This window comes from Halobacillus sp. A1 (assembly GCF_024189295.1).
Classification (GTDB): Bacteria; Bacillota; Bacilli; order Bacillales; family Halobacillaceae; genus Halobacillus_A.
Genome location: NZ_JAIZEN010000001.1, coordinates 92,913 through 113,201, shown reverse-complemented (window position 1 = coordinate 113,201; position 20,289 = coordinate 92,913). Strand labels below are relative to the sequence as shown.

16 protein-coding genes are annotated in these 20,289 nt (G+C 40.5%); 3 read left to right on the top strand and 13 right to left on the bottom strand.

Annotated features, from left to right (window positions below; translation table 11 throughout):
• Positions 1-167: 167 nt before the first annotated feature.
• From LF817_RS00605 to LF817_RS00570, 8 genes are all read right to left on the bottom strand, one after another.
• Positions 168-1,496: a 2-hydroxycarboxylate transporter family protein gene (locus LF817_RS00605; RefSeq protein WP_253933817.1), complete on the bottom strand. Its 1,329-nt coding sequence runs from the start codon at positions 1,494-1,496 to the stop codon at positions 168-170.
• A 41-nt stretch (positions 1,497-1,537) separates the two neighbouring features.
• Positions 1,538-2,719, bottom strand: coding sequence for an NAD(P)-dependent malic enzyme (locus LF817_RS00600; protein ID WP_253933816.1), 1,182 nt, complete (start codon positions 2,717-2,719; stop codon positions 1,538-1,540).
• 132 nt (positions 2,720-2,851) lie between these two features.
• Positions 2,852-3,559, bottom strand: a complete 708-nt coding sequence (locus tag LF817_RS00595) for a response regulator (RefSeq protein WP_253933815.1) — start codon at positions 3,557-3,559, stop codon at positions 2,852-2,854.
• Positions 3,556-5,160, bottom strand: a complete 1,605-nt coding sequence (dcuS, locus tag LF817_RS00590) for a DcuS/MalK family sensor histidine kinase (protein WP_253933814.1) — start codon at positions 5,158-5,160, stop codon at positions 3,556-3,558. Before dcuS ends, LF817_RS00595 begins: the two co-directional genes overlap by 4 nt.
• A gap of 269 nt (positions 5,161-5,429) precedes the next feature.
• A complete protein-coding gene (locus LF817_RS00585) occupies positions 5,430-7,001 on the bottom strand; it encodes an L-lactate permease (protein ID WP_253933813.1) in 1,572 nt (523 codons plus the stop codon).
• A gap of 282 nt (positions 7,002-7,283) precedes the next feature.
• Positions 7,284-8,285: an NAD-dependent epimerase gene (locus LF817_RS00580; RefSeq protein ID WP_253933812.1), complete on the bottom strand. Its 1,002-nt coding sequence runs from the start codon at positions 8,283-8,285 to the stop codon at positions 7,284-7,286.
• A 120-nt stretch (positions 8,286-8,405) separates the two neighbouring features.
• Entirely contained in the window at positions 8,406-9,455 is a 1,050-nt protein-coding gene (locus tag LF817_RS00575; protein WP_253933811.1) for a sugar phosphate nucleotidyltransferase, read from the bottom strand.
• A 24-nt stretch (positions 9,456-9,479) separates the two neighbouring features.
• Positions 9,480-10,772 (bottom strand): UDP-glucose dehydrogenase family protein, encoded by a 1,293-nt coding sequence (locus LF817_RS00570; protein WP_253933810.1) that lies wholly within the window; start codon positions 10,770-10,772, stop codon positions 9,480-9,482.
• A gap of 198 nt (positions 10,773-10,970) precedes the next feature.
• On the opposite strand from LF817_RS00570, the gene LF817_RS00565 reads away from it, so the two are divergent.
• Together LF817_RS00565 and LF817_RS00560 are read left to right on the top strand one after the other, a co-directional pair.
• Positions 10,971-12,071 (top strand): CotS family spore coat protein, encoded by a 1,101-nt coding sequence (locus LF817_RS00565; RefSeq protein ID WP_253933809.1) that lies wholly within the window; start codon positions 10,971-10,973, stop codon positions 12,069-12,071.
• Positions 12,068-13,774, top strand: coding sequence for a glycosyltransferase family 4 protein (locus LF817_RS00560; RefSeq protein ID WP_253933808.1), 1,707 nt, complete (start codon positions 12,068-12,070; stop codon positions 13,772-13,774). Before LF817_RS00565 ends, LF817_RS00560 begins: the two co-directional genes overlap by 4 nt.
• A gap of 70 nt (positions 13,775-13,844) precedes the next feature.
• Here LF817_RS00560 and LF817_RS00555 read toward each other — a convergent pair whose 3' ends face one another.
• Positions 13,845-14,777: a VanW family protein gene (locus LF817_RS00555; RefSeq protein WP_253933807.1), complete on the bottom strand. Its 933-nt coding sequence runs from the start codon at positions 14,775-14,777 to the stop codon at positions 13,845-13,847.
• A gap of 111 nt (positions 14,778-14,888) precedes the next feature.
• The gene (locus LF817_RS00550; RefSeq protein WP_253933806.1) at positions 14,889-15,539 is read right to left on the bottom strand and encodes an SDR family oxidoreductase; all 651 of its coding nucleotides are present in this window, start codon (positions 15,537-15,539) and stop codon (positions 14,889-14,891) included.
• 162 nt (positions 15,540-15,701) lie between these two features.
• Here LF817_RS00550 and LF817_RS00545 point away from each other — a divergent pair, with 162 nt between their 5' ends.
• Positions 15,702-16,592, top strand: a complete 891-nt coding sequence (locus LF817_RS00545; RefSeq protein ID WP_253933805.1) for a fructose bisphosphate aldolase — start codon at positions 15,702-15,704, stop codon at positions 16,590-16,592.
• Between the two features lie 596 nt (positions 16,593-17,188).
• Here LF817_RS00545 and LF817_RS00540 read toward each other — a convergent pair.
• The 3 genes from LF817_RS00540 to LF817_RS00530 all read right to left on the bottom strand — a co-directional run bounded on the left by LF817_RS00540 (position 17,189) and on the right by LF817_RS00530 (position 20,158).
• Positions 17,189-18,835 (bottom strand): metal ABC transporter solute-binding protein, Zn/Mn family, encoded by a 1,647-nt coding sequence (locus LF817_RS00540; RefSeq protein WP_253933804.1) that lies wholly within the window; start codon positions 18,833-18,835, stop codon positions 17,189-17,191.
• Between the two features lie 216 nt (positions 18,836-19,051).
• Positions 19,052-19,465: a hypothetical protein gene (locus LF817_RS00535; RefSeq protein ID WP_253933803.1), complete on the bottom strand. Its 414-nt coding sequence runs from the start codon at positions 19,463-19,465 to the stop codon at positions 19,052-19,054.
• Between the two features lie 177 nt (positions 19,466-19,642).
• Entirely contained in the window at positions 19,643-20,158 is a 516-nt protein-coding gene (locus LF817_RS00530) for a YehS family protein (protein ID WP_253933802.1), read from the bottom strand.
• Positions 20,159-20,289: the final 131 nt, after the last annotated feature.

The window sequence follows — 20,289 nt, the reverse complement described above, 5'->3', positions numbered from 1 at the left end:
TATCAAGGTAATACAAGCAATTAACGAACATTTTTTTAAAAACAACAATAAACGTTCATATTTTATCTCCATCTCATTAATTCCAGAATGACTTATCCATAGATGATTAGCAGAATAAAAGGGCCTGTCCCCATGTAGAGAACAGACCCTTATTAGAGATAAAATTTTCATATTAATAGAGGAATAATCAAACCAGCCAGCAGCAGGATGATTGCGCCGCCTAAACGAGAGGAGATCTGGGCGAAAGGCATAAGCTCCATCCTTTTCGATGAGGAAAGCACAGCAACATCTCCTGTCCCTCCCATATTCGCCATACACAAACCAGCCGTTATTGCCGATTCGATCGGATAGAATCCCACGAGTTTACCGAGTAAACCAGCACCAATGACAGCTCCTATTACAACTCCGAGTACTGTAATAATATATTGCAGTGTCAAGGCTTGAAGCACTGTATTTAAATCGGTGTAAGCAATTCCAATTCCGAACAGCAGAGCGAGGGTCCAGTTTTTAGCAACGAACTTATACCACTGGTTCGCCCCGTCTAAAATACTTCGTGGAATAACATCTGCGATTTTAGCTATGGCCACAATAATAATCATTAATGCATATGCGTGAAGTGGGATGAAGCTGGCCAATAATGTACCGACCGTGAAAAATATGATGGCCGCCATTAATCCGATCCCCATCTTTTGTATGTCAAAAGTCGATTTTTCTTCTTTATATTCGAATCCCTTCAGCAGCTGCCCATTACCTGTTAAAGACGGGACTTTTTTGCCAAGGATATTCAGCATGCTCGCAAGAATAATAGCGAACACGTTACCAAGTGCCAGGGCAGGAACAAGCATGGAAATATAATAACTCGGGTCATTTCCCATTAATTCACTGTAAATCTGGCTCATTGGAACGGCTCCCGCTCCCATTCCTCCGCCCATGATCGGCATCGTAATAACAAGAACGGCATCAGTTAACGAGAATCCGACTAATGCACCGAATAGGCCGGCAACAGCCATAGCCCCGATCACTGCACCAAAGATCGGTAAAAAGTATTTGAGGCCCACTTTTATTAATATTTTTTTATTCATTCCAAGAATACTTCCAGTAATTAAAGCAGCAATATAAAAGTTCAAGAACCCTCCATCTTTCATAAACCCGTTAATCATTGTAACTGTGGAGTCCGGTATAAAACCAGCATACACCATATACGCTGCACCAAAGATGGCTAATATTGCTCCGCCTCCTAAATAGGTTTTCAACACCGGAGTATTGTCTCCAATCCATCCAAAAAGCTCTCCCAATACCATCATGACGAGCAGACTGCCAAGCATTCCTCCCGGTAAATTCCCTGTATACATACTGACTAACGTAAGGCCCGTCATTACAAAAAACCAAATGAGAGGAAGACCAAATATTGTAACCGCTTTCTTTTCTTTTTTTAAAAAGGGGACTGTTGACGTTTCTGTTGAGTAATTCTGTACTCTTTCAGCTGAGCTGGACATGTGAATCTCTCCTTTTTGTTATGGATTCAGAGTGCTTCGCTTTACACGAAGCACTCTACTTTATTACTTACGGTTCGCTCCACGGCATGGGCAACAGCTTGAGCTACGGTTTTGTTCAAAGCACTGGGAATAACGTATTCCGGGCATAATTCTTCATCGGAAACGACGGCTGCAATTCCTTCGGCCGCAGCTACCTTCATATCGACCGTAATATCTCTCACTTTTTGATTGAGGGCCCCTTTGAAAATTCCGGGGAAAGCAAGCAAATTATTAATTTGATTTGGATAATCGGAACGTCCTGTTCCTACGATGCGGGCTCCCGCTTCTAAGGCGTCTTCAGGATAGATTTCTGGAACAGGGTTAGCCATAGCAAAGATAATCGGATCCCTTTTCATCATCTGGATCTGATTTTTACTTAAAATTTCTGGAGCAGAAACTCCAATGAAAACATCCGCTCCTACAATGGCCTCACTTAACCCTCCGTCCACTCCATTTAAGTTTGTTCTTTCCGACATAACAGCCTGTCTCTCATTCATCCACGAGGCACCTTTTCTTATAACGCCTTCGAGACTGACCAGAGTCACATCGTGGAAACCGGCATATAAAAGTAAGTCAGCGATCGCTAATCCTGCAGCCCCGGCACCATTAATTACAACCTTTATGGAGCTTTTCGATTTTCCGGTGATTTTCAAGGAATTGATTAAAGCAGCTAACACGACAATGGCTGTGCCGTGCTGATCATCATGAAAGACAGGGATGTCCAACTCCTGCTTTAATCTTGCTTCAATTTCAAAGCACCTTGGAGAGGAAATGTCCTCGAGGTTAATACCAGAGAAAGTCGGTGCTAAGGCTTTGACAATGGAGATGATTTCTTCCGTATTCTTAGTGTCGAGGCATATAGGAAAAGCATCGATTCCGGCAAACTTTTTAAATAACAGGCTCTTGCCTTCCATAACTGGCATGGCTGCTTTCGGACCAATGTCACCTAGTCCCAATACGGCTGTTCCGTCTGTAACGACCGCTACCATATTCCCCTTGGATGTCAGCTCGTCGGCTTCATCAGGATTGTCCACAATAGCTTGACATATATCAGCGACTCCAGGAGTGTAAACTAAACTCAAGTCCTCTTCCGTATCTACAGGCAATTTACTCGTCACCTCTATTTTCCCTCTGAACGTCCTATGCAAATTTAAAGTTTCTTCTTTCAAATCTTCTCTGCTCATTTGCCTAACCTCCCATATAAGTAACCGCTTTCACTAATAAGTCTTATCATATAAGCAAACTTTCCGAATGCCTATCATATGAAAATAAAAATCTTATTGTAATTAAAAAAAGCAGCCGACATGGGCTGCTTTCTAATGATAGAACTCGAAATCTATCGGGCTTGCTGTTTTTATCCGGTATTGATAGACTGGGCGCCCTACTCCATAAATGAGTGTTTCTTCAAGGAAATCTATATTTTTTAGAAACTTTAAATATTTACGTACCGAGACTCGAGAAATATCTGTATCCCGAGCAATGTCTTCGGTGGAAAAAGAGGCTTGTTTTTTCTGACGGATCACCTGGATGATGTGGTCCAGTGTTGTTTTCGTCATTCCTTTAGGCACTTGAACCCTATGGCTGCTTTGGCGTTCAGGCTTACTGAAAATCTGATCGAGCTCGTCCTGACTTACTTTACGTTTATCCTGCAGGACATCATAGTTCTCTTTATATTTTTTCAAAGCTTCATGAAGTCGTTCGAATTCAAAAGGTTTGATCAGGTAATCCACGGCCCCAAGTCGGAGGGACTGCTGGATTTGTTCTTTTTCTGAAGCGGCTGTTATGAGAATAACGTCGATTTGTTCATCTTTCCCTCTTAATTCTTTCAGCAAATCTATTCCATTTCTCCCCGGCATATAGACGTCAAGCAGGACCAGATCCACCTTTGTCCGATCAAGGCACTGGTACGCTTCTTCAACATTCGAGGCCTCTTCGACAAGGTGGAAACCTTCCACTTGTTCGATATACTTTTTGTTCAAATCAGCTACCATCGGATCATCTTCTACAATTAGCACGTGAATCATTCCGTCTCTACCTCCGATTCATAAGGAACGATTACATTGAATGTTGTTCCTTGATTCAATTCAGAATACATCTCGATGGACCCACCCAGTGCTTCCACACTCGCTTTAACGAGGTGTAATCCATAGCCGCGGTCCGTCCCTTTTGCAGATACTCCTTTTTTAAATACTTCTGCCTGCATGTCTTCATCCATCCCCACACCTGTGTCGGCGACTTCAATAGAAAGTAAATCATCTACATAGGAGAGAATGAGTGATATTCTCTTTTCTTTATTTGACGTCATGCTTTCTATAGCATTGTCCAAAAGATTTCCTATAATCGTTACTAATTCATGCGTTACCCTGGAATCCTCAGATGCTGGGATTACAGTTTCACAAGTCACTGAGAGGTGCACGTTCTGTTCTCTGGCATAACTTAATTTACCAATCAGAAATCCAGCCAGGGCAGGGTCTTTCAATTTATTCGTAATCGTATCCGTTTCATGGACTTGATGGTCCACTACTTGTTTAATATAGGATTTCACTTCTTGATAGGATTGCATTTCAATCATACCGAGGAGTACATGAAGTTTATTTTTGAATTCGTGTGATTGGGCACGGAGCGATTCCGCGTACAACCTTACACCCGTCAGCTGTTCCGCCAGTTGGTTCACCTCTGTTTTATCTCGAAACGTTGAAATAGCACCGACTACTTCTTCATTCACAATTAACGGGACTCTGTTAACAATAATCGATGACCCGTTGATGATCTGTTCCTCATCTAGCTCAGACTCCCCCGTCTGCAAAACTCTCTCCAGCATCGAATGAGGAAGGTAGTCCGACACGTGCAGTCCGACAGGGTCTTCTGTCTCTATGCCTGCCTTATGAAAAATGTCACGAGCTGATTTGTTCACGAGCGTAATTTTCGCCTCTGCGTCCACAGCAATGATGCCTTCTCTTACAGACTGGAGCATCCGATTACGTTCCTCATGAATTCTTGCGATGGCGACAGGTTCTAATCCAAATAAACTCTTTTTGATATATCGCGCTAAAAGAAAAGCGCCAAGCACACCAACAAGCACACCAATCAGTGAACCAATCAAGATATTTTGATGGCTTTTCTGCAGGGAAGCTTCCACCGCATCTAAAGAAATACCGATCGATACGGCTCCCACCTGATCTCCGTTATCTGTATAAATCGGAGTGAACGCCCGTACTGAATGTCCTAACGTCCCTTCAGACATGGATATATACTCTTCCCCATTTAAAACTCTCGCTTCATCCCCGCCAACAAATCTCTCCCCGATACGCTCAGTATCCGGGTGAGATTTACGAATTCCCTCCATATCCATGACTACCACAAAAAGTACATCTGTCGCCTGTTGAATACTCATCGCATAATCCTGGATGGCTTCTTCATTGTCCGCAATACTCAAACCTTCCTTTACAATTTGTGATTCAGCTACCGAACGAGAAACGATCAATGCCTTTTCTTCAAGCTGTTCACGAATGTCATCGCTCGTATTTTCTGTAATGAGCAGGTCTGTGATCAATAATGAAAATAACACAACTAAAAGCACATAGAAGATGATCATTGTGCTCAGCTTAAACCGAGAATTTTTCATATGATTACTCCTATATCGAATGATGTTGTTTCATAAAGTGTATCATTCCTTCTCGTTTATGCAGTGATTTCTTGTAAAATTTAAAATTGCTTGATCGTACCTCTCTACATGATTAGATCTTTAACCTATTCTATCTCGATTTCAACATTCTGCTCGATTTTGGAAAAGATGTAGGACAGCCTTTTAACCAAGGTCAATAAAACGTAAAAAGTCAACGACTGACAGACTCTCGGCTGTGTCGTTGACTTTGTTATGATGACGGATGTTAGTTAAAAAAAGAAAGATAAGATAAATGTCCAAATACAAACAAAGATCAATAAAGCAATGCTGTATTTTAAAGCCATTTTAGTAAGCATAGCTTCACTCCCGATTTTACCAACGGCCGCAGTCGCTATAACGATGGATTGCGGAGATACTAGTTTTGCCATAACTCCCCCCGCTGTGTTGGCAGAAATTAAGAGGGCAGAATTTGTTCCAAGAATGTCTCCTGCAGTTGCTTGAATCGGGGCAAATAACGTATTGTTATTAACCACAGATCCCGTCATAAACACGCCAATCCATCCTAATATTGGAGAAAGCAGCGGGAAAATTGATCCTGTTGTGGCTACGGCCTCTCCTAAAGCCACAGTGAGTCCACCATAAGTCATTAGTTTAGCAATTCCAATGATTGCGCTGATCATCACAATAGGAATCCAGAACTCAACCACCGTTTTTTTAATGAGACCGAGCCCTTCAGGAAGGTTGATCGCTTTAGTTGTTGCTATCGTAGTTAACCCAGCTAACAATATAGCTGTGCCTGTTGCTCCAATTAAATTCAGACTGATATCAATGGAAGATCCAGGTATTCCGAATTTTATAAGCGACCCTGTAAGTAAGCCCCCCTCTGCGAATAATCCTTTAAACGCAGGTAAGCTCCATATGAATATGAAAATGGTCAGCAGATAAAATGGGGACCAAGCTTTAACGATAGAGCCAATACTGTATTTTTCTTGTTCAATTTTTTGTTCATTAAGTAAAAAGATATGCTGCGGCTGCCACTTTTGAAGAAATAGCGCCAATACTCCCATTGCTAATAAAGAAGGAATAATATCCGCCAGTTCAGGCCCAACCCAAACTGTAATCAAAGCTTGTGAAACTGTATAAGTAGCAGAAGTCACTATTATTGCAGGAAAAACTTCTTTAATTCCTTTAAATCCATCAATGATCCATATTAATAAAAACGGAATAGTAAAGTTGATAATTGGTAAAGTCAGTGCAGTCATAACCGAAACATCCATTGAAGATACTCCTTCAATGCTGAACGTATCGATAATTCCTACAGGTATACCAATCGCACCAAAAGCTCCTGAAGCACCATTCGCCACTAAACAAAGCATAGCAGCCTTCAAAGGTTTAAAGCCTAAGGATACTAACATTACAGCACATATAGCAATAGGTACGCCAAAGCCGGCTGCCCCTTCAAGAAAGGCGTTGAAGCAAAATCCAATAAGTAATAATTGAATACGCTGATCTTGAGAAATTCCAGCGATACTGCCGCGTAGTACATCAAATTTTCCTGATTTCATAGAAATTTTGTATAACCAGACGGCCATCACAATGATAAACCCTATAGGCATGACCCCTTGAATGAGTCCCTCGATCACACTCCCCACAGCTTCACCTAATGGCAATTCAAATACTATAATAGCAATACTGAACGTAACGGCTATGTTTAATAATGCAGCTTGTATACCTTTCATTCTTAAAACAGTTAAACATAATAAAAATAATAAAATAGGAATGGCCGCTACTGCTGCTGAAATCGCTAAGTTATCGAACGGATTAAATGTTTCTACAATCATGATGAACTGCCCCTTTAATTTCAAAAATTTTCACCAATTAATTGTGAATAATTTCACAAATACCCACAAAAAAATACCGGCTTAGAACGTTTACATATTGTGAAATACTTCACAATTAGAAGTTTACTACATGTGTATCGTTTTCGCAACAAGATAATTGTACTCTTAAACAATTATTTATCCGCCGCTCCTCCCCCTCTAAAAAACCACGGACATATGTAATCTCTTGGAATGGTAACATTTGAGAACCATCGAAAAAGGAGCGGGTGTTTTACCCGCTCCTTAAACTCCGTAATAGTCTTTATACCAATCCACAAACTTTCCGACGCCTTCCTTTATGGAGGTGTTCGGTTTATAACCTACATCTCTTACTAAATCGTCGACATCTGCATAGGTGGCAACGACATCGCCATCCTGCAATGGTAAAAAATCTTTCGTCGCTTGAATTCCCAGTTTTTCTTCAATGGCATTTATAAAATCCATAAGTTTTACGGGACGGCTATTGCCAATATTATAGATTTTGTAAGGAGCGTAGCTTGTTCCTGGGTCAGGCGAGTCCCCACTCCATTTAAGATTCGGTGCAGGCTCTTTCCCAATTAACCTGACGATACCTTCAACAATGTCATCAATATATGTGAAATCTCTTTCCATATGGCCATGATTATATACTTTTATCGTTTTTCCTTCGAGAATTGCTTTTGTAAAAGTAAAAAGCGCCATATCTGGACGTCCCCAGGGTCCATAAACGGTGAAAAATCGCAGGCCGGTAGTAGGTATGTTATATAAATGGCTGTAAGTATGAGCCATCAGTTCACCAGCCTTTTTAGTCGCGGCATATAGGCTGACCGGGTGATCAACATTATCGTGAACGGAGAAGGGCATTTTTGTATTAGCTCCATAGACAGAGCTGGATGATGCGTATATAAGTTGCTTGACCGGATGGTGACGGCAGGCTTCCAAGATATTCATAAACCCTGCCACATTGGAGTTTATATAAGCATGAGGATTTACCAAGCTGTAACGAACCCCTGCTTGGGCAGCTAAATCAATAACAACAGTTGGCTGATATTTATTAAAGATATGATTCAATTGATCACGGTTTTCCCGATCGACTTTTTCAAAAATAAAGAGTTTGTGCTTCAGCCACTGCAACCGGTCTTTCTTTAAAGTTACATCGTAATAATCATTTAAATTATCAATTCCTATTACAGCGTGCCCATCTTCAACAAGCCGTTTGGCCAGATGAGCCCCTATAAATCCGGCCGCTCCGGTTACTAATATCATAGATTAAACCTCAATTCCCAGAAAATATTCCTCTTGTACTGTATGTAATGAGGAGGATTCCTGTTCATTAAGATAGTCCCGCACCTCTTTCTTTAGCCGCAGGACTACTAGTGTAACTATCTATTCATTAGATTCCTTTTTCGTTTCGTCGACATCTGAAAAAATTAGAGAAGAATCATCACTAAACAGCCCGTGGAGTAAATGATTTTTTGATTTTTTTCCAATCAGCTTTGTATTTTCTCCAAAAATGCTTTCAGTAATCTCATAAGGGATATTTTTCAGGTGTGAGTTCTTTAGGATAATGCTATTCTTAATCGTGCATTTTTTTATAGTCGTATTTGGCTCAATAGATACGTAAGGTCCTATTACTGAATTTTTGATTTTACAATTCTCCCCTATTTTTACAGGAGGTATAATAACTGAATTTTTCACTTGGTCATTGTCCACTGGAAGAGCATATTTTCTCAATATCCATTGGTTGGCCTCCAACCACCTTTCCATAGTTCCGACATCGAATGTAGGTTTACTCGCTTTCACGTAGTTAATAGAATAATTATGATCAATGAGCCACTGTATGGCATCTGTAATTTCGTACTCTCCGCGCGCAGAAGGAGTGATGGAATGAATGGCTTTAAATATATGGACATCGAACATATAAGCACCGCATATGGCTAAATTGGATTTAGGCTTTGCTGGTTTCTCTTCTACATTTATAATTTTCTTCTTTTTTACTTCAACTATCCCGTAATCTTTTGGTTTATTAACTTTGGTGACCATAACAGTAGCGTGGATATCGTTCATATTAAAAGCCTCTTCCAAGGGAAACAAAGACTCATCAAATAGATTGTCTCCTAATAGCAGTACAAAGGAGTCTTGACCGATAAATTCCTCTGCTTGACCTACTGCATGTGCAATTCCTTTCTGCTCATGTTGATATATATAATGGAGAACTAAGTCTTCTTTATCCTCTAATTGTAAATATTCATTAAACACATCAGTTTGACCGGGCTGAATGACTAACCCCACTTCACGAATACCTAGATTATATAAGTGGTTAATCCCATATTGTATAACTGGTTGATTGGCCACAGGTAAAAGTGGTTTCGGTTTTGTGTAAGATAAAGGACGCAGCCTGGTACCTCTCCCAGCCGCCAAAATTAATCCTTTCATTTTTTTCTCCTTTCTAGGCAGACTTTAGTCATAACCTATTCCCTCATAATTGAACCCTAATTTCTTTATACAATCAGCCTCTAAAATATTTCTTCCATCAAAAATATAATGACCCTTAACTAATTCACTTATTTTAGCCCAGTCTATTTCTTTATATAGTGGCCAATCCGTGCAAATGATAATAAGATCAGCCTCCTCTGTTGCCTCATAAGGATCGTTAATTTGTTTAATTCCTTTATTCACCCATTCATTTGGAAGCTTTACAATTGGGTCATGAACAATAATATTTGCTTTTTCTTGTAATAATTTATTAATAATAGAAAAAGAAACAGACTCTCGTATGTCATCTGTATGTGGTTTAAATGATAATCCGAGTATTACAATCCTCTTACCTTCTAAAGAAGCAAATTTCTTCATTACCTTTTCTATAAAGTATTGTGGTTGATCGTGATTGACCCTTTCCACTTCTTTCAGAATGCGGAGAGGGCAGCCGCTATGATCAGCGGTCCACAGGAGTTCTTTTACATCCTTTGGAAAGCATGACCCACCGTACCCTAAACCAGCCTTTAAAAAGGCGCCCCCAATCCTGTCATCCAACCCCATTCCTTTGGCGACATCTTGAACATGGATGCCGAACTGATCACAGAGTCTTGCTATTTCATTAATGAAGGATATTTTCGTAGCTAAAAAAGCATTGGAAGCATATTTAGTCATTTCTGCCGCTACAGGCGTTGTTCTTATAAACGGACAATGTAAGTTTGAATAAATTTTTTCTAAAGTATTAAGAGCTTCGTCACTGTGACTTCCGAGAACAACGCGGTCAGGGTTAAGCGCATCCTGTAATGCTCTTCCTTCTCTTAAGAATTCAGGATTCATAACGACATCGAAAGGAGAAGGATCTTCAGTTGCCACTTCAATCCACTGTTTCACATTTTCCGTTGTCCCTAGAGGTACGGTGCTTTTCACAACTACTATTTTTTTGCCGTTTTTATATTTTCCGATCATTTCGGCTGCTTGTTTAATGTAGGTTAAATCTGCATTTCCATTTTTAAGGGAGGGTGTCCCGACAGTAATGAAGATAATTTCATTGTCTTTAATAGCTTCTTTTGGATCAGAAGTAAAGGATAACCTTTTGGTTTGAAGCTGCTTGGATAGCATCTCTTGTAAATCAGGCTCGTGAAAATATAGAATTCCTTTTGTTAATGACTCTATCTTTGCCTTATCCACGTCTAATCCAGTAACCTCATGACCTGTATTTGCCAGGGCAGCTCCCATCGTCGTGCCTACATAACCCATTCCAATAATTAAAATCTTCATTTTCTTAAAACTCCTTAATTAACGAGCTATATTACTATATTTAGCTTTATTAAATTAGGTAACGGCGAATAACTGAAACATAGAAAAAGGAGGAGGATACACTTTTACGAAATCCTTTTATTCCTATTTTCTAGCCATCCCCCCATACCTTCTCTCATTCAATTGAATAGAATGATACTACTATGGAGGTGAGAAAAAATGATCGATCAAATTATAGAACCATGGGAAGAAGATGAAACATTAAGTGAATTATATGTTCCTGAATATATTGAGAACATTGGACTTGAAGTTGCTAAGTATTACGACTTTACTGTTGAAAAAATGACAGTAATGGCCATAAAGCCCGAATACGGAGGAGCCATTTGGAAGATTGATACAGATAAAGGTCCTTTTAGTTTGAAGCTGTTGCACCGAAGACCCTCTCACAGTAAATTCAGTTTAGGAGCCCAGGATTATCTGGTGCATGAAAAAAAGGCCAGAGTGCCAGCTATAATCCCTACTAGAGACGGAGAAAAGTACGTTGAAAAAGGGGGGAAGTTGTGGTTTGTAGCCGACTGGATAGAGACATTACATCAACTTCCGCAAGATTTAGAAGGCACAAAACAGCTTTGCCGCGCACTTGGAGAATTTCACAACCTCACTAAAGGATATGAACCACCAGCCGACGCTGATATCATTTCACGTTTACATCGCTGGCCAAGAACCTATGAGCGAATGGAAAAAAAGATGAACTGGTTCAGGGATATTGTGACAGCATATAGTGAAATGCCAGCCAGCGCCACCATTCTTTCCGTTATTGATATGTTTCAACGACAAGCTCAGGAAGCTATAAACCGTTTAGAAAATTCCCCGTATTATGAGATCGTCTCGAGTGGAACAAAGGACGCCGGACTTGTTCACCAGGACTATGGATGGTCCAACGCTCAAATGGCAGAGGATGGGGTGTGGATCATTGACTTAGATGGGGTTTCATACGACATTACTATCCGAGACTTAAGAAAACTGATCAATCAAAGTATGCATTCAAATGGACGGTGGGACATTCATTGGATGCGGGAAATGATTCAAGCTTATCATGAAGCCAACCCTATTTCTGACGAAGTCTTCGAAATGTTATTAATCGATTTGTCTTTGCCAAATTTATTTTATAAACATATAAAATATATGGTTTATTCTCCTACCACCTTTTTAAATGAAGAGCTTGAATTAGAAGTTCAATCCATTATTAAGCTGGAGGAACAAAAATGGTCAGTGTTAGAAGAACTTGCTCAAGATAGGAAAGGAGGTACACCTGAGTGAAAGTTTTAATTATTTGTACAGAAAAATTACCTGTACCTGCCATTCGTGGAGGAGCTATACAAACTTATATTGATGGAGCTCTTCCAGTATTAAAACGACAGCATGACATTACTGTCTTAAGTCGAAGTGATGTCGATTTACCTGACAATGAGATAAGGGACGGAATACGTTATTCTCGAGTAGAAGGCGGGTTACTGGAGCCATATAGAGAAAATATAGTTGAATTTCTCAAATCATCTCCTGTTCAATATGATCTCATTCACATTTTTAACAGACCAAGGCTGGTCAGTGCCGTACGTGAATTAGCTCCAGAAGCTAAGATTGTTTTAAGTATGCATAATGACATGTTTAAAGCAGAGAAGATTGCTCGAGAAGAAGGAGCGGCGGCAGTAAGAAACGTAGACAAAATTATAACAATAAGCAATTATATAGGGAAAACGATAAGAGACTTGTTTCCAGAAGCTGCTCTAAAACTGCAAACGATTTATTCTGGAGTTGATTTAGAACGGTTTGCTCCTTCATATTCTAGCCAAGCTAAAGAAATGCGGGACCGATTAAGGAATGAGCACAACTTATCCAGTAAGAAAGTCATTCTTTTTGCGGGTAGACTTTCTCCCAACAAAGGAATTGATGTACTCGTTCGTGCAATTCCAGAACTAGCCAGGAAGCATGATGATATCGCATTAGTCATTATGGGAAGTAAATGGTTCAGTGACAATGCCGTTACTGATTATATAGCTTATGTCCGTGCATTAGCTGAACGACTCCCTATTCCAGTGGTATTAACCGGATTTGTATCTCCAGATAAAATTCAAGAATGGTTTGCGGCTTCGGATATTTTCGTTTGCACTTCCCAGTGGCAAGAGCCCCTCGCCCGCGTTCATTATGAAGCTATGGCGGCGGCATTACCAATCGTAACGACAAACCGCGGTGGAAATACAGAAGTTATCGAACCTTACAAAAATGGGGTTATAGTAGAAAACCCGGAAGATACAGGTGAATTTGTAAAACATATATCTTACCTGCTCTCAAACCCGGAAATTGGAGCACAAATGGGAAGGTACGGGCGAAGTCTAGCTGAGAAGTATTATTCCTGGGATAGGGTGGTGCAAGATATCTCTTCCGTATGGGATCAAGTGGAACACGCAGAAGAATACAGTGTAGAACCAGGATTAGAAGCAAATAAAGAAAGCTGCCTTACACCTGAACAAATCGTTACAGAAGCGGCCAATACGATAGAAGATGATGTTAAGTTGGAGTCTGCTGGTGAATTACAACTACCAGCTAATGATGAAAGCAGTCTTAATACCGAACAAACCGTTGCTGAAGTGTATAATATGCCGGAAAGCGAAGAATTGGAGTCTGCCGGAGAATTACAAGTATCAGCCAATAACGAAAGCAGTCTTAATACCGAACAAACCGTTGCTGAAGTGTATAATACGCCGGAAAGAGAAGAGTTGGAGTCTGCCGAAGAATTACAAGTACCAGTCAATAACGAAAACAGTCTTAATACCGAACAAATTGTTGCTGAAGTGGCCAATACGATGGAAGATGAAGTTAAGTTGGAGCCTGCTGATGAATTACAAGTATCAGCTAATGATGAGGTACAGTCCGAAAGTAAAAGAGAGAAAGATTTAAACCGACTAAAAGATATTTGCTTATTACTACTATTGTACTATCTTCAGGAGAAGAGAAGAATTTAATGCTAGTTTTTCACCCCAGGCTAATGGTCTGGGGTTACCTGATGATTCAAATGCTTTTATAAACAGCTATTTATCGTATTATCGGTTGACTAATGGTGCTTGTATTCTTTTCCTCAGGCAGCTTCTTACTGGCATCCGGAATATCCTTCGGGTCAAAATTAATAACGTCAGAAGAATAGATCGTAATACTCATCTGTCCTCCGTAAACATTTGAACGAATTAATATCGGCTGATTATACTGATTTTTAAAAGTAAAATCTGGACCATACCAGCTCACCGTAGCATCCCTTCCTGAAGGTACATAAGGTACACGTTTACTATGCGAATAGCGTTCCATCACTTTTACACCAGCGTTAGCTACGGAGTTAAACAACGTAGAAGAAACCTGACATATGCCGCCGCCAATTCCTTCAGTCACTTCTCCCTTCACAATCACGGGGGCATCCTTATACCCTTTTTCCTTTGTTCTTTTACCCACTACCTGATTAAATGAAAAAACTTCTCCTGGAAATACTACATGACTGTCAATTGCTTTTGAAGCTAGACGAATATTATGGGATCTTTCTTTATTGTTCGAATTAAAATAAGTCACATAATGGCCAATCTGCTTTGTCCGTATATTGGCGAGCAGTTCAACGTCTACTTTAGGAGATATGGCGATCTTAGGCACATGCATGGCTTCCGCCTCTGTCCCATATAAATACTGGTGAAATTTTTCTAAGAATTTTTCACGATATAATTTATATCCGATTTCTCCAGGGATGATTTCTCCTGAATCACGTATTTTTGCATTTACAGGTTCTTGGCTTACTTCTGGTTCCAGCTGTTCTATAAGCTGCTGTATTTTATCTTGATCTACAAATGGCTTTCCGAGAAACCCTGCTTCAAAGTTCTCTCGATTAACACGTTGAACCTCTTCCCCGTCATCGATGATGGATAAATCATCTTGTTGAATAAAAGGCTGAGCTGCAAGCAAACATAAAGACATTATCACAAATTTCATACGAAAATCCTCCTACCGTTAGTTAGTATAAGTAGAAGGTTAAAAATCATGTGAAGAACTTTAAAGATGCAAAAAGACAACTCACCCGCAGGAAAGTTGTCTTCTTTATAGTTAAATGGATTTAACAGCTTCCTGAATAGGATTTGTACCGCCTACGACTTGATATTCCTTGCTGATCGTTGAATCATTTTCCAAAGTGGCGACGATTACAGAGGCTACATCCTCACGCGGAATTTCTCCTCTTTCCACTTCTATTGCCGCTTCAACCTGACCGGTTCCTCTGTCATTAGTTAACTTACCGGGATGGATAATCGTATAATCCAAGTCCGTTGCCTGCAAACGCTCATCAGCATAATGCTTAGCTGCAACATAAGGTGCAAAGGATGAATTAGCAGCCAAAATCGCTTCACGACGCGTATCAAATGAGGAAATCATGACAAAGCGCTTCACACCTGCCGCTTTAGCCGCTTCCATTGTTTTTACCGCTCCATCCAAATCGATGAGAATCGTTTTATCCGGTCCTGTGTTCGGTCCGGAACCTGCAGTAAATACAACGGCATCGACTCCTTCGGCAGCTTTTGCAATAGTTTCGATATCATCTTCTAAATCAACCACTGCCGTTTCTGCACCGAGTTTTTCAAAAAAGGAGGCTTGCTCCTGCTTACGAATCATGGCCTTAGCTTTCATGTTGTCACGGTCCTGAATAAACGAAACGAGATGCTTTCCAATTTGCCCATTTGCTCCAACTACAAGAACTTTCATTTCCTTCATCCTTTCTGAGTAAAATATTATCTTTATAGTAAATCTTAAGTAGGATTGATGTCCACAATAGAGGCTTTCGGAATCGTCTCACTTTTTTGTTAGAAATTCCCTCATAACGGGAAGGGTATAAATAGATTCTAAATTAGAAAAGGGAGTGGAAGTATGAACAATCGTCAATTCGAAAAAATTCAAAACGGCCAGGGATTTATCGCCGCGCTCGATCAAAGCGGCGGAAGTACGCCTAAAGCACTGGCTGGGTACGGAGTTCCGGAAGATTCTTATTCCGGCGAAGATGAAATGTTTGATCTTGTCCACCAAATGCGGACTCGCATCATCACGTCCCCTGCCTTTGATGGCGATCGCATTATCGGAGCGATTCTTTTTGAGCAAACGATGGACCGGGAAATTGAAGGCAAATACACGGCCGATTATCTTGCTGACAAAGGCATCGTTCCTTTCCTTAAGGTTGATAAAGGACTGGCCGACCAGAAAAATGGTGTCCAGCTTATGAAACCGATTGATGATTTAGATGACAAGCTCCGCCGTGCCAACGAACGAAACATTTTTGGTACGAAAATGCGTTCAGTGATCCATGAACCAAACGAGAGCGGAATTCAGGAAGTTGTTGAACAGCAATTCGAAATTGGTAAACAGATTCTCGCTGCTGATATCATTCCGATCATCGAGCCGGAAGTCGATATTCATAGTGAGAACAAGGAAAAATGCGAAGAAATCCTGCGTGATGAAATTTTAAAACAACTCAATAACTTATCAGAAGATGAGCACGTGATGCTGAAGCTTACCATTCCAACAAATGCTAATGCCTACAAAGAGTTGATCGACCACCCTCGCGTTCTTCGTGTTGTCGCTCTTTCCGGTGGATATTCCCGTGATGAGGCAAACGCGAAGTTAAAAGAAAACGACGGTCTGATCGCAAGTTTCTCCCGTGCGCTGGCAGCTAATTTACAAGCCAATCAGTCTGAAGGAGATTTTGATAAGGCACTGAAGGAAGCCGTTGATACGATTTATGATGCTTCTGTAAATAAAAGATAATATTGTTGAAAGATGCGCTGCCCCATAGCGCATCTTTTTTTATTTCTGAAGAGTAAATGTAAGAAAATAGTGCTCATGTTCACGTTCATAATAGAGTCAGGGTTCGTTGCTGAATTAAGAATCAGGAGTGGTTGGGAAGCTGCTCGCTTTCCTGTGGGGGACCTGGCGAGCTTCCCAACCACCCCCTTCAGAGGTGCGAAACGAACCGCTTTACCAAGAAAGAGGGACTTCTAGATGCCTGTCGGGTGAGAATATGGCGCTTTACATCAAAGTTTTTAACATAAGACACTATACTAACATCAACGTTTGCTTTTTCTTGAAGCGGTTTCGAGATACTTATTTTGCAGGGGGCGGAAGGAAACGGCGAGACTCCTGTGGGATGAGCGGGACAGTTGAGACCCCGGAGAGCGAAGCTCGAGGAGGCTCAACGCCCGCCCCACGGAAAGCGAACCTTTTCCTGTAGCCCTCAACTCTCACTATGTCTCGAAACTAAGTCTTCAAGAAGAGGAGAAGCTCATATGAATATCAACACGGACATTTAACAGAGCCAGCTTTTTAAAAAAAGAAGACGAGCACAATGCTCGTCTTCTTCCTTATTAATGTGCCATCATTTCATGAGCAATATCGTGTCCATCCATATCTGACGGGTAGTAAGTAGGCCAGTGAGTCACTTCTTCTAATAAAGCCTCACGATCGTCTCCCCAGTACAGGTGATAGTGGTCCGCTTTAGTCGGATAGATACCATGATCACTGAACTGAATGTATTCTGGAAGTCCTTCTACATCTTCGTTGAGTTTAAAAATGTACCTTACCCCTCTATTTCCTGCATCATAGGTGAGGACTTCGTATCCATCGCTGGTATACTCACCTGAACGTTTTTCGCCATTCTCGAAAAACGTCACCTCACCATCTTCAATCACAATGCGATCAACCTCTGTCTGATATCCTTCTTCATAATACTCTTCATATTCCTCAGCTGTCATTTCTTCATCATTTTCTGCTTTATGAGCAAACACTTCATCAAGAGTCCCATCCTGAAGGTAAGGATAGACCGACTGCCAGTCTCCCTCCCAATCGGTAAGCTGACGGTCCTCGACCTGGTCATCATCAAAATAGCCATCATAAATTTGTTGAGATTCTTCATCATCTCCGTGACTATGATCGTGCTCATGGTCATGTTCATCATGCTCTTCTGATTCAGACGAGTTTCCTGCCTCTGATGATGATTCTTCAGATAAGGCTTTTGTTAGTTGCTCTAAGTTGTGCTGCATAAGTGTAAAGTAGTCTTCGTTGTTTTTAATATCTTCTTCTGTTAAAACTGATAAGTTGTGTATGCGCAGTGTCTCTGCGTCAATTTCCTTTCTGACGACTTCTGCCACTTTAGGTGTTACATTCTGTTCAAAAAACACATGCTTCAACCCGTGCTTTTCAGAAGTTTCAATAATATTTTGCACTTCTTTCTGCGAAGGCTCGTTCGTTGGGCTCAAGCCGGATAATGCGATCTGCTCGATCCCGTAAGCTTTCTCCCAATACCCATAAGCAGCATGAGAAACGATGATTTTATTCTCAGGTAAGCTTTCTAGCTGGGTGTGGAACTCTTGATCTAAGCTTTCAAGATTCCCTTTCAGCTCTTCAAAGTTTTTATTAAAGGCTTCTTCTTGCTCAGGATTCAATTCTACTAACGTATCTTTAATATGCTCCGCCATCTGAACCGAACGGACAGGGTCCAGCCATACATGAGGATCTTGGTCTCCATGATTGTGGCCGGCATGATCATCATGACTTTTTTCGTCAGCTTCATGATCATGCTCATCTTCATGACTGCCTTCCTCTCCCTCATGATCGTGAGCATGTTCTTCTAAATCGATGCCTTTTGATGCTTCTAAAATCGTGATGTCATCCGACTCAATAGATTCGGAGATTTTGTCTGCATAAGGTTCCAAACCGGCTCCATTATAAATAAAAGCATCGGCTTCAGCGATTTCCACCATCTCTTTTGTCGTTGGTTCATACGTATGCGGATCTGATCCAGGCGGTAGAATTGATTCTACAGATGCTTGATCTCCTGCGATTTGTTCGGCAAAAAATTGAAGTGGATAAACCGTTGTAAAAAGCTTCAGATCTTTGCCGGACCCTTCAGCTTCATCACTTTCATCACTGCTCGTCTCTTCTTCGCCTCCACACGCTGCCAGGGCAAAAATGACAATAAATAAACTAAGTATACTTGCATATCTTTTAAACATTGGCTCTCCTCCTTTATGTCGTAATTATTCTATCGTAACGATTACAATTTGTAAATAGTAATCGTTACTATTTTAAAATGCCAAACGTGGTTTATATGTACAAGGCCTATACATAAAACATTTACGAGGACATTCTATTAACTAAGAAACATCCGCTTCAACAGAAAAAAGCTTCTCAAAAGTTTGGTCAACTAATGAAAAGCCTTAATTTGTTTCTTATTTTATGCTCTGAACAATTGTCCCTTCAATAAGCGGCGTCCCTTCCTCATCTGTTCCCACATATGTGCCATACACTTCGACGATATCATCGGTTGAATACTCGGCATCTTCATCCATATTTTCTACAGTATAAGTTCCATATCCACTTTCTTCTTTTGTCGTTACCGTAAATGCTGCTGCTTCCTTCGAAACTTCCGAAGCAGAAACGGATCCTTGGATGATTACCTCCGCGCCTTGCTCCACTTCCCCACTAGTTACAGAAGCAAATTCAACGGGTACCGCTTCTGCTCTTAGTAGTTCCTCTAACTCTTGTTGAGAAGGTTTTTCCTCTGCATTACTATCACTTGCGCTCGTATCTTCGGAGCAGCCAATCAAAGCTGCTAAACCGATTATGGCTAAATATTTTTTCATACGTAGACCTCCATCTCGTTAACTTACTCTTCTAATTCTATATATTTACCTGAATCCCTTCGATGAAGTTTGTAAGATTGTGGCTGTTTTTAGCATTGTTCTCTTTCTTGTTAAGGAAGCACAAAAAAAGCCTCCCGCAAGTTCAAAAAACTTGAAGGAGACAGTATTTTTTACTTCTTATCCTCTATACTTGATGGCTAATCCTTTTAGGAAATTCCTCGCGTATTGATCACCGAACACTTTATAATTTTTGTGTCCTTCTTTTCTCAGAAGGGCGCTCAATTCTCCTTTTGTTATCGTGACTCCTGCTTCTTCTAAAATATCTATGATATCCTCACTCGTTAAGGTTAAGGCGATTTTGACTTTTTTCAGCAAAACATTATTAGCACTGGACTGACTCTTTATTGAACGGTCTGGTTTTGTCGGCTGTCCGGGTTTTGGTCCCCTTTTGAATGTAATGAAGCCATTTAAAAATGAATCCAGCATACTATTCGTGCACTTTATATGATCTTCATTTTCAACTGCCTCATCTTCGTCATAATCCTCATCGTAAGTGTCCTCTGATTTGGTTAAGATTTTTGACACATCTTCTTTTGTTACGTCGACGCCGCCTAATTTAAATATTTCTACCATGTCTATATCTTTTATATCCAAGGCATATCTTAATCTGATCAATATATCATTATTATCCATTTATAAACCTCCCATTTGATTGCCTGCTTTCACAAAGCTTCAACCTATGAAATGACTTCCTTTTACTTATAACGATCCTCTATTATTTAGAGGATGATTTATGATTTTCTTTCTGGTCCAGTTACTCGAAC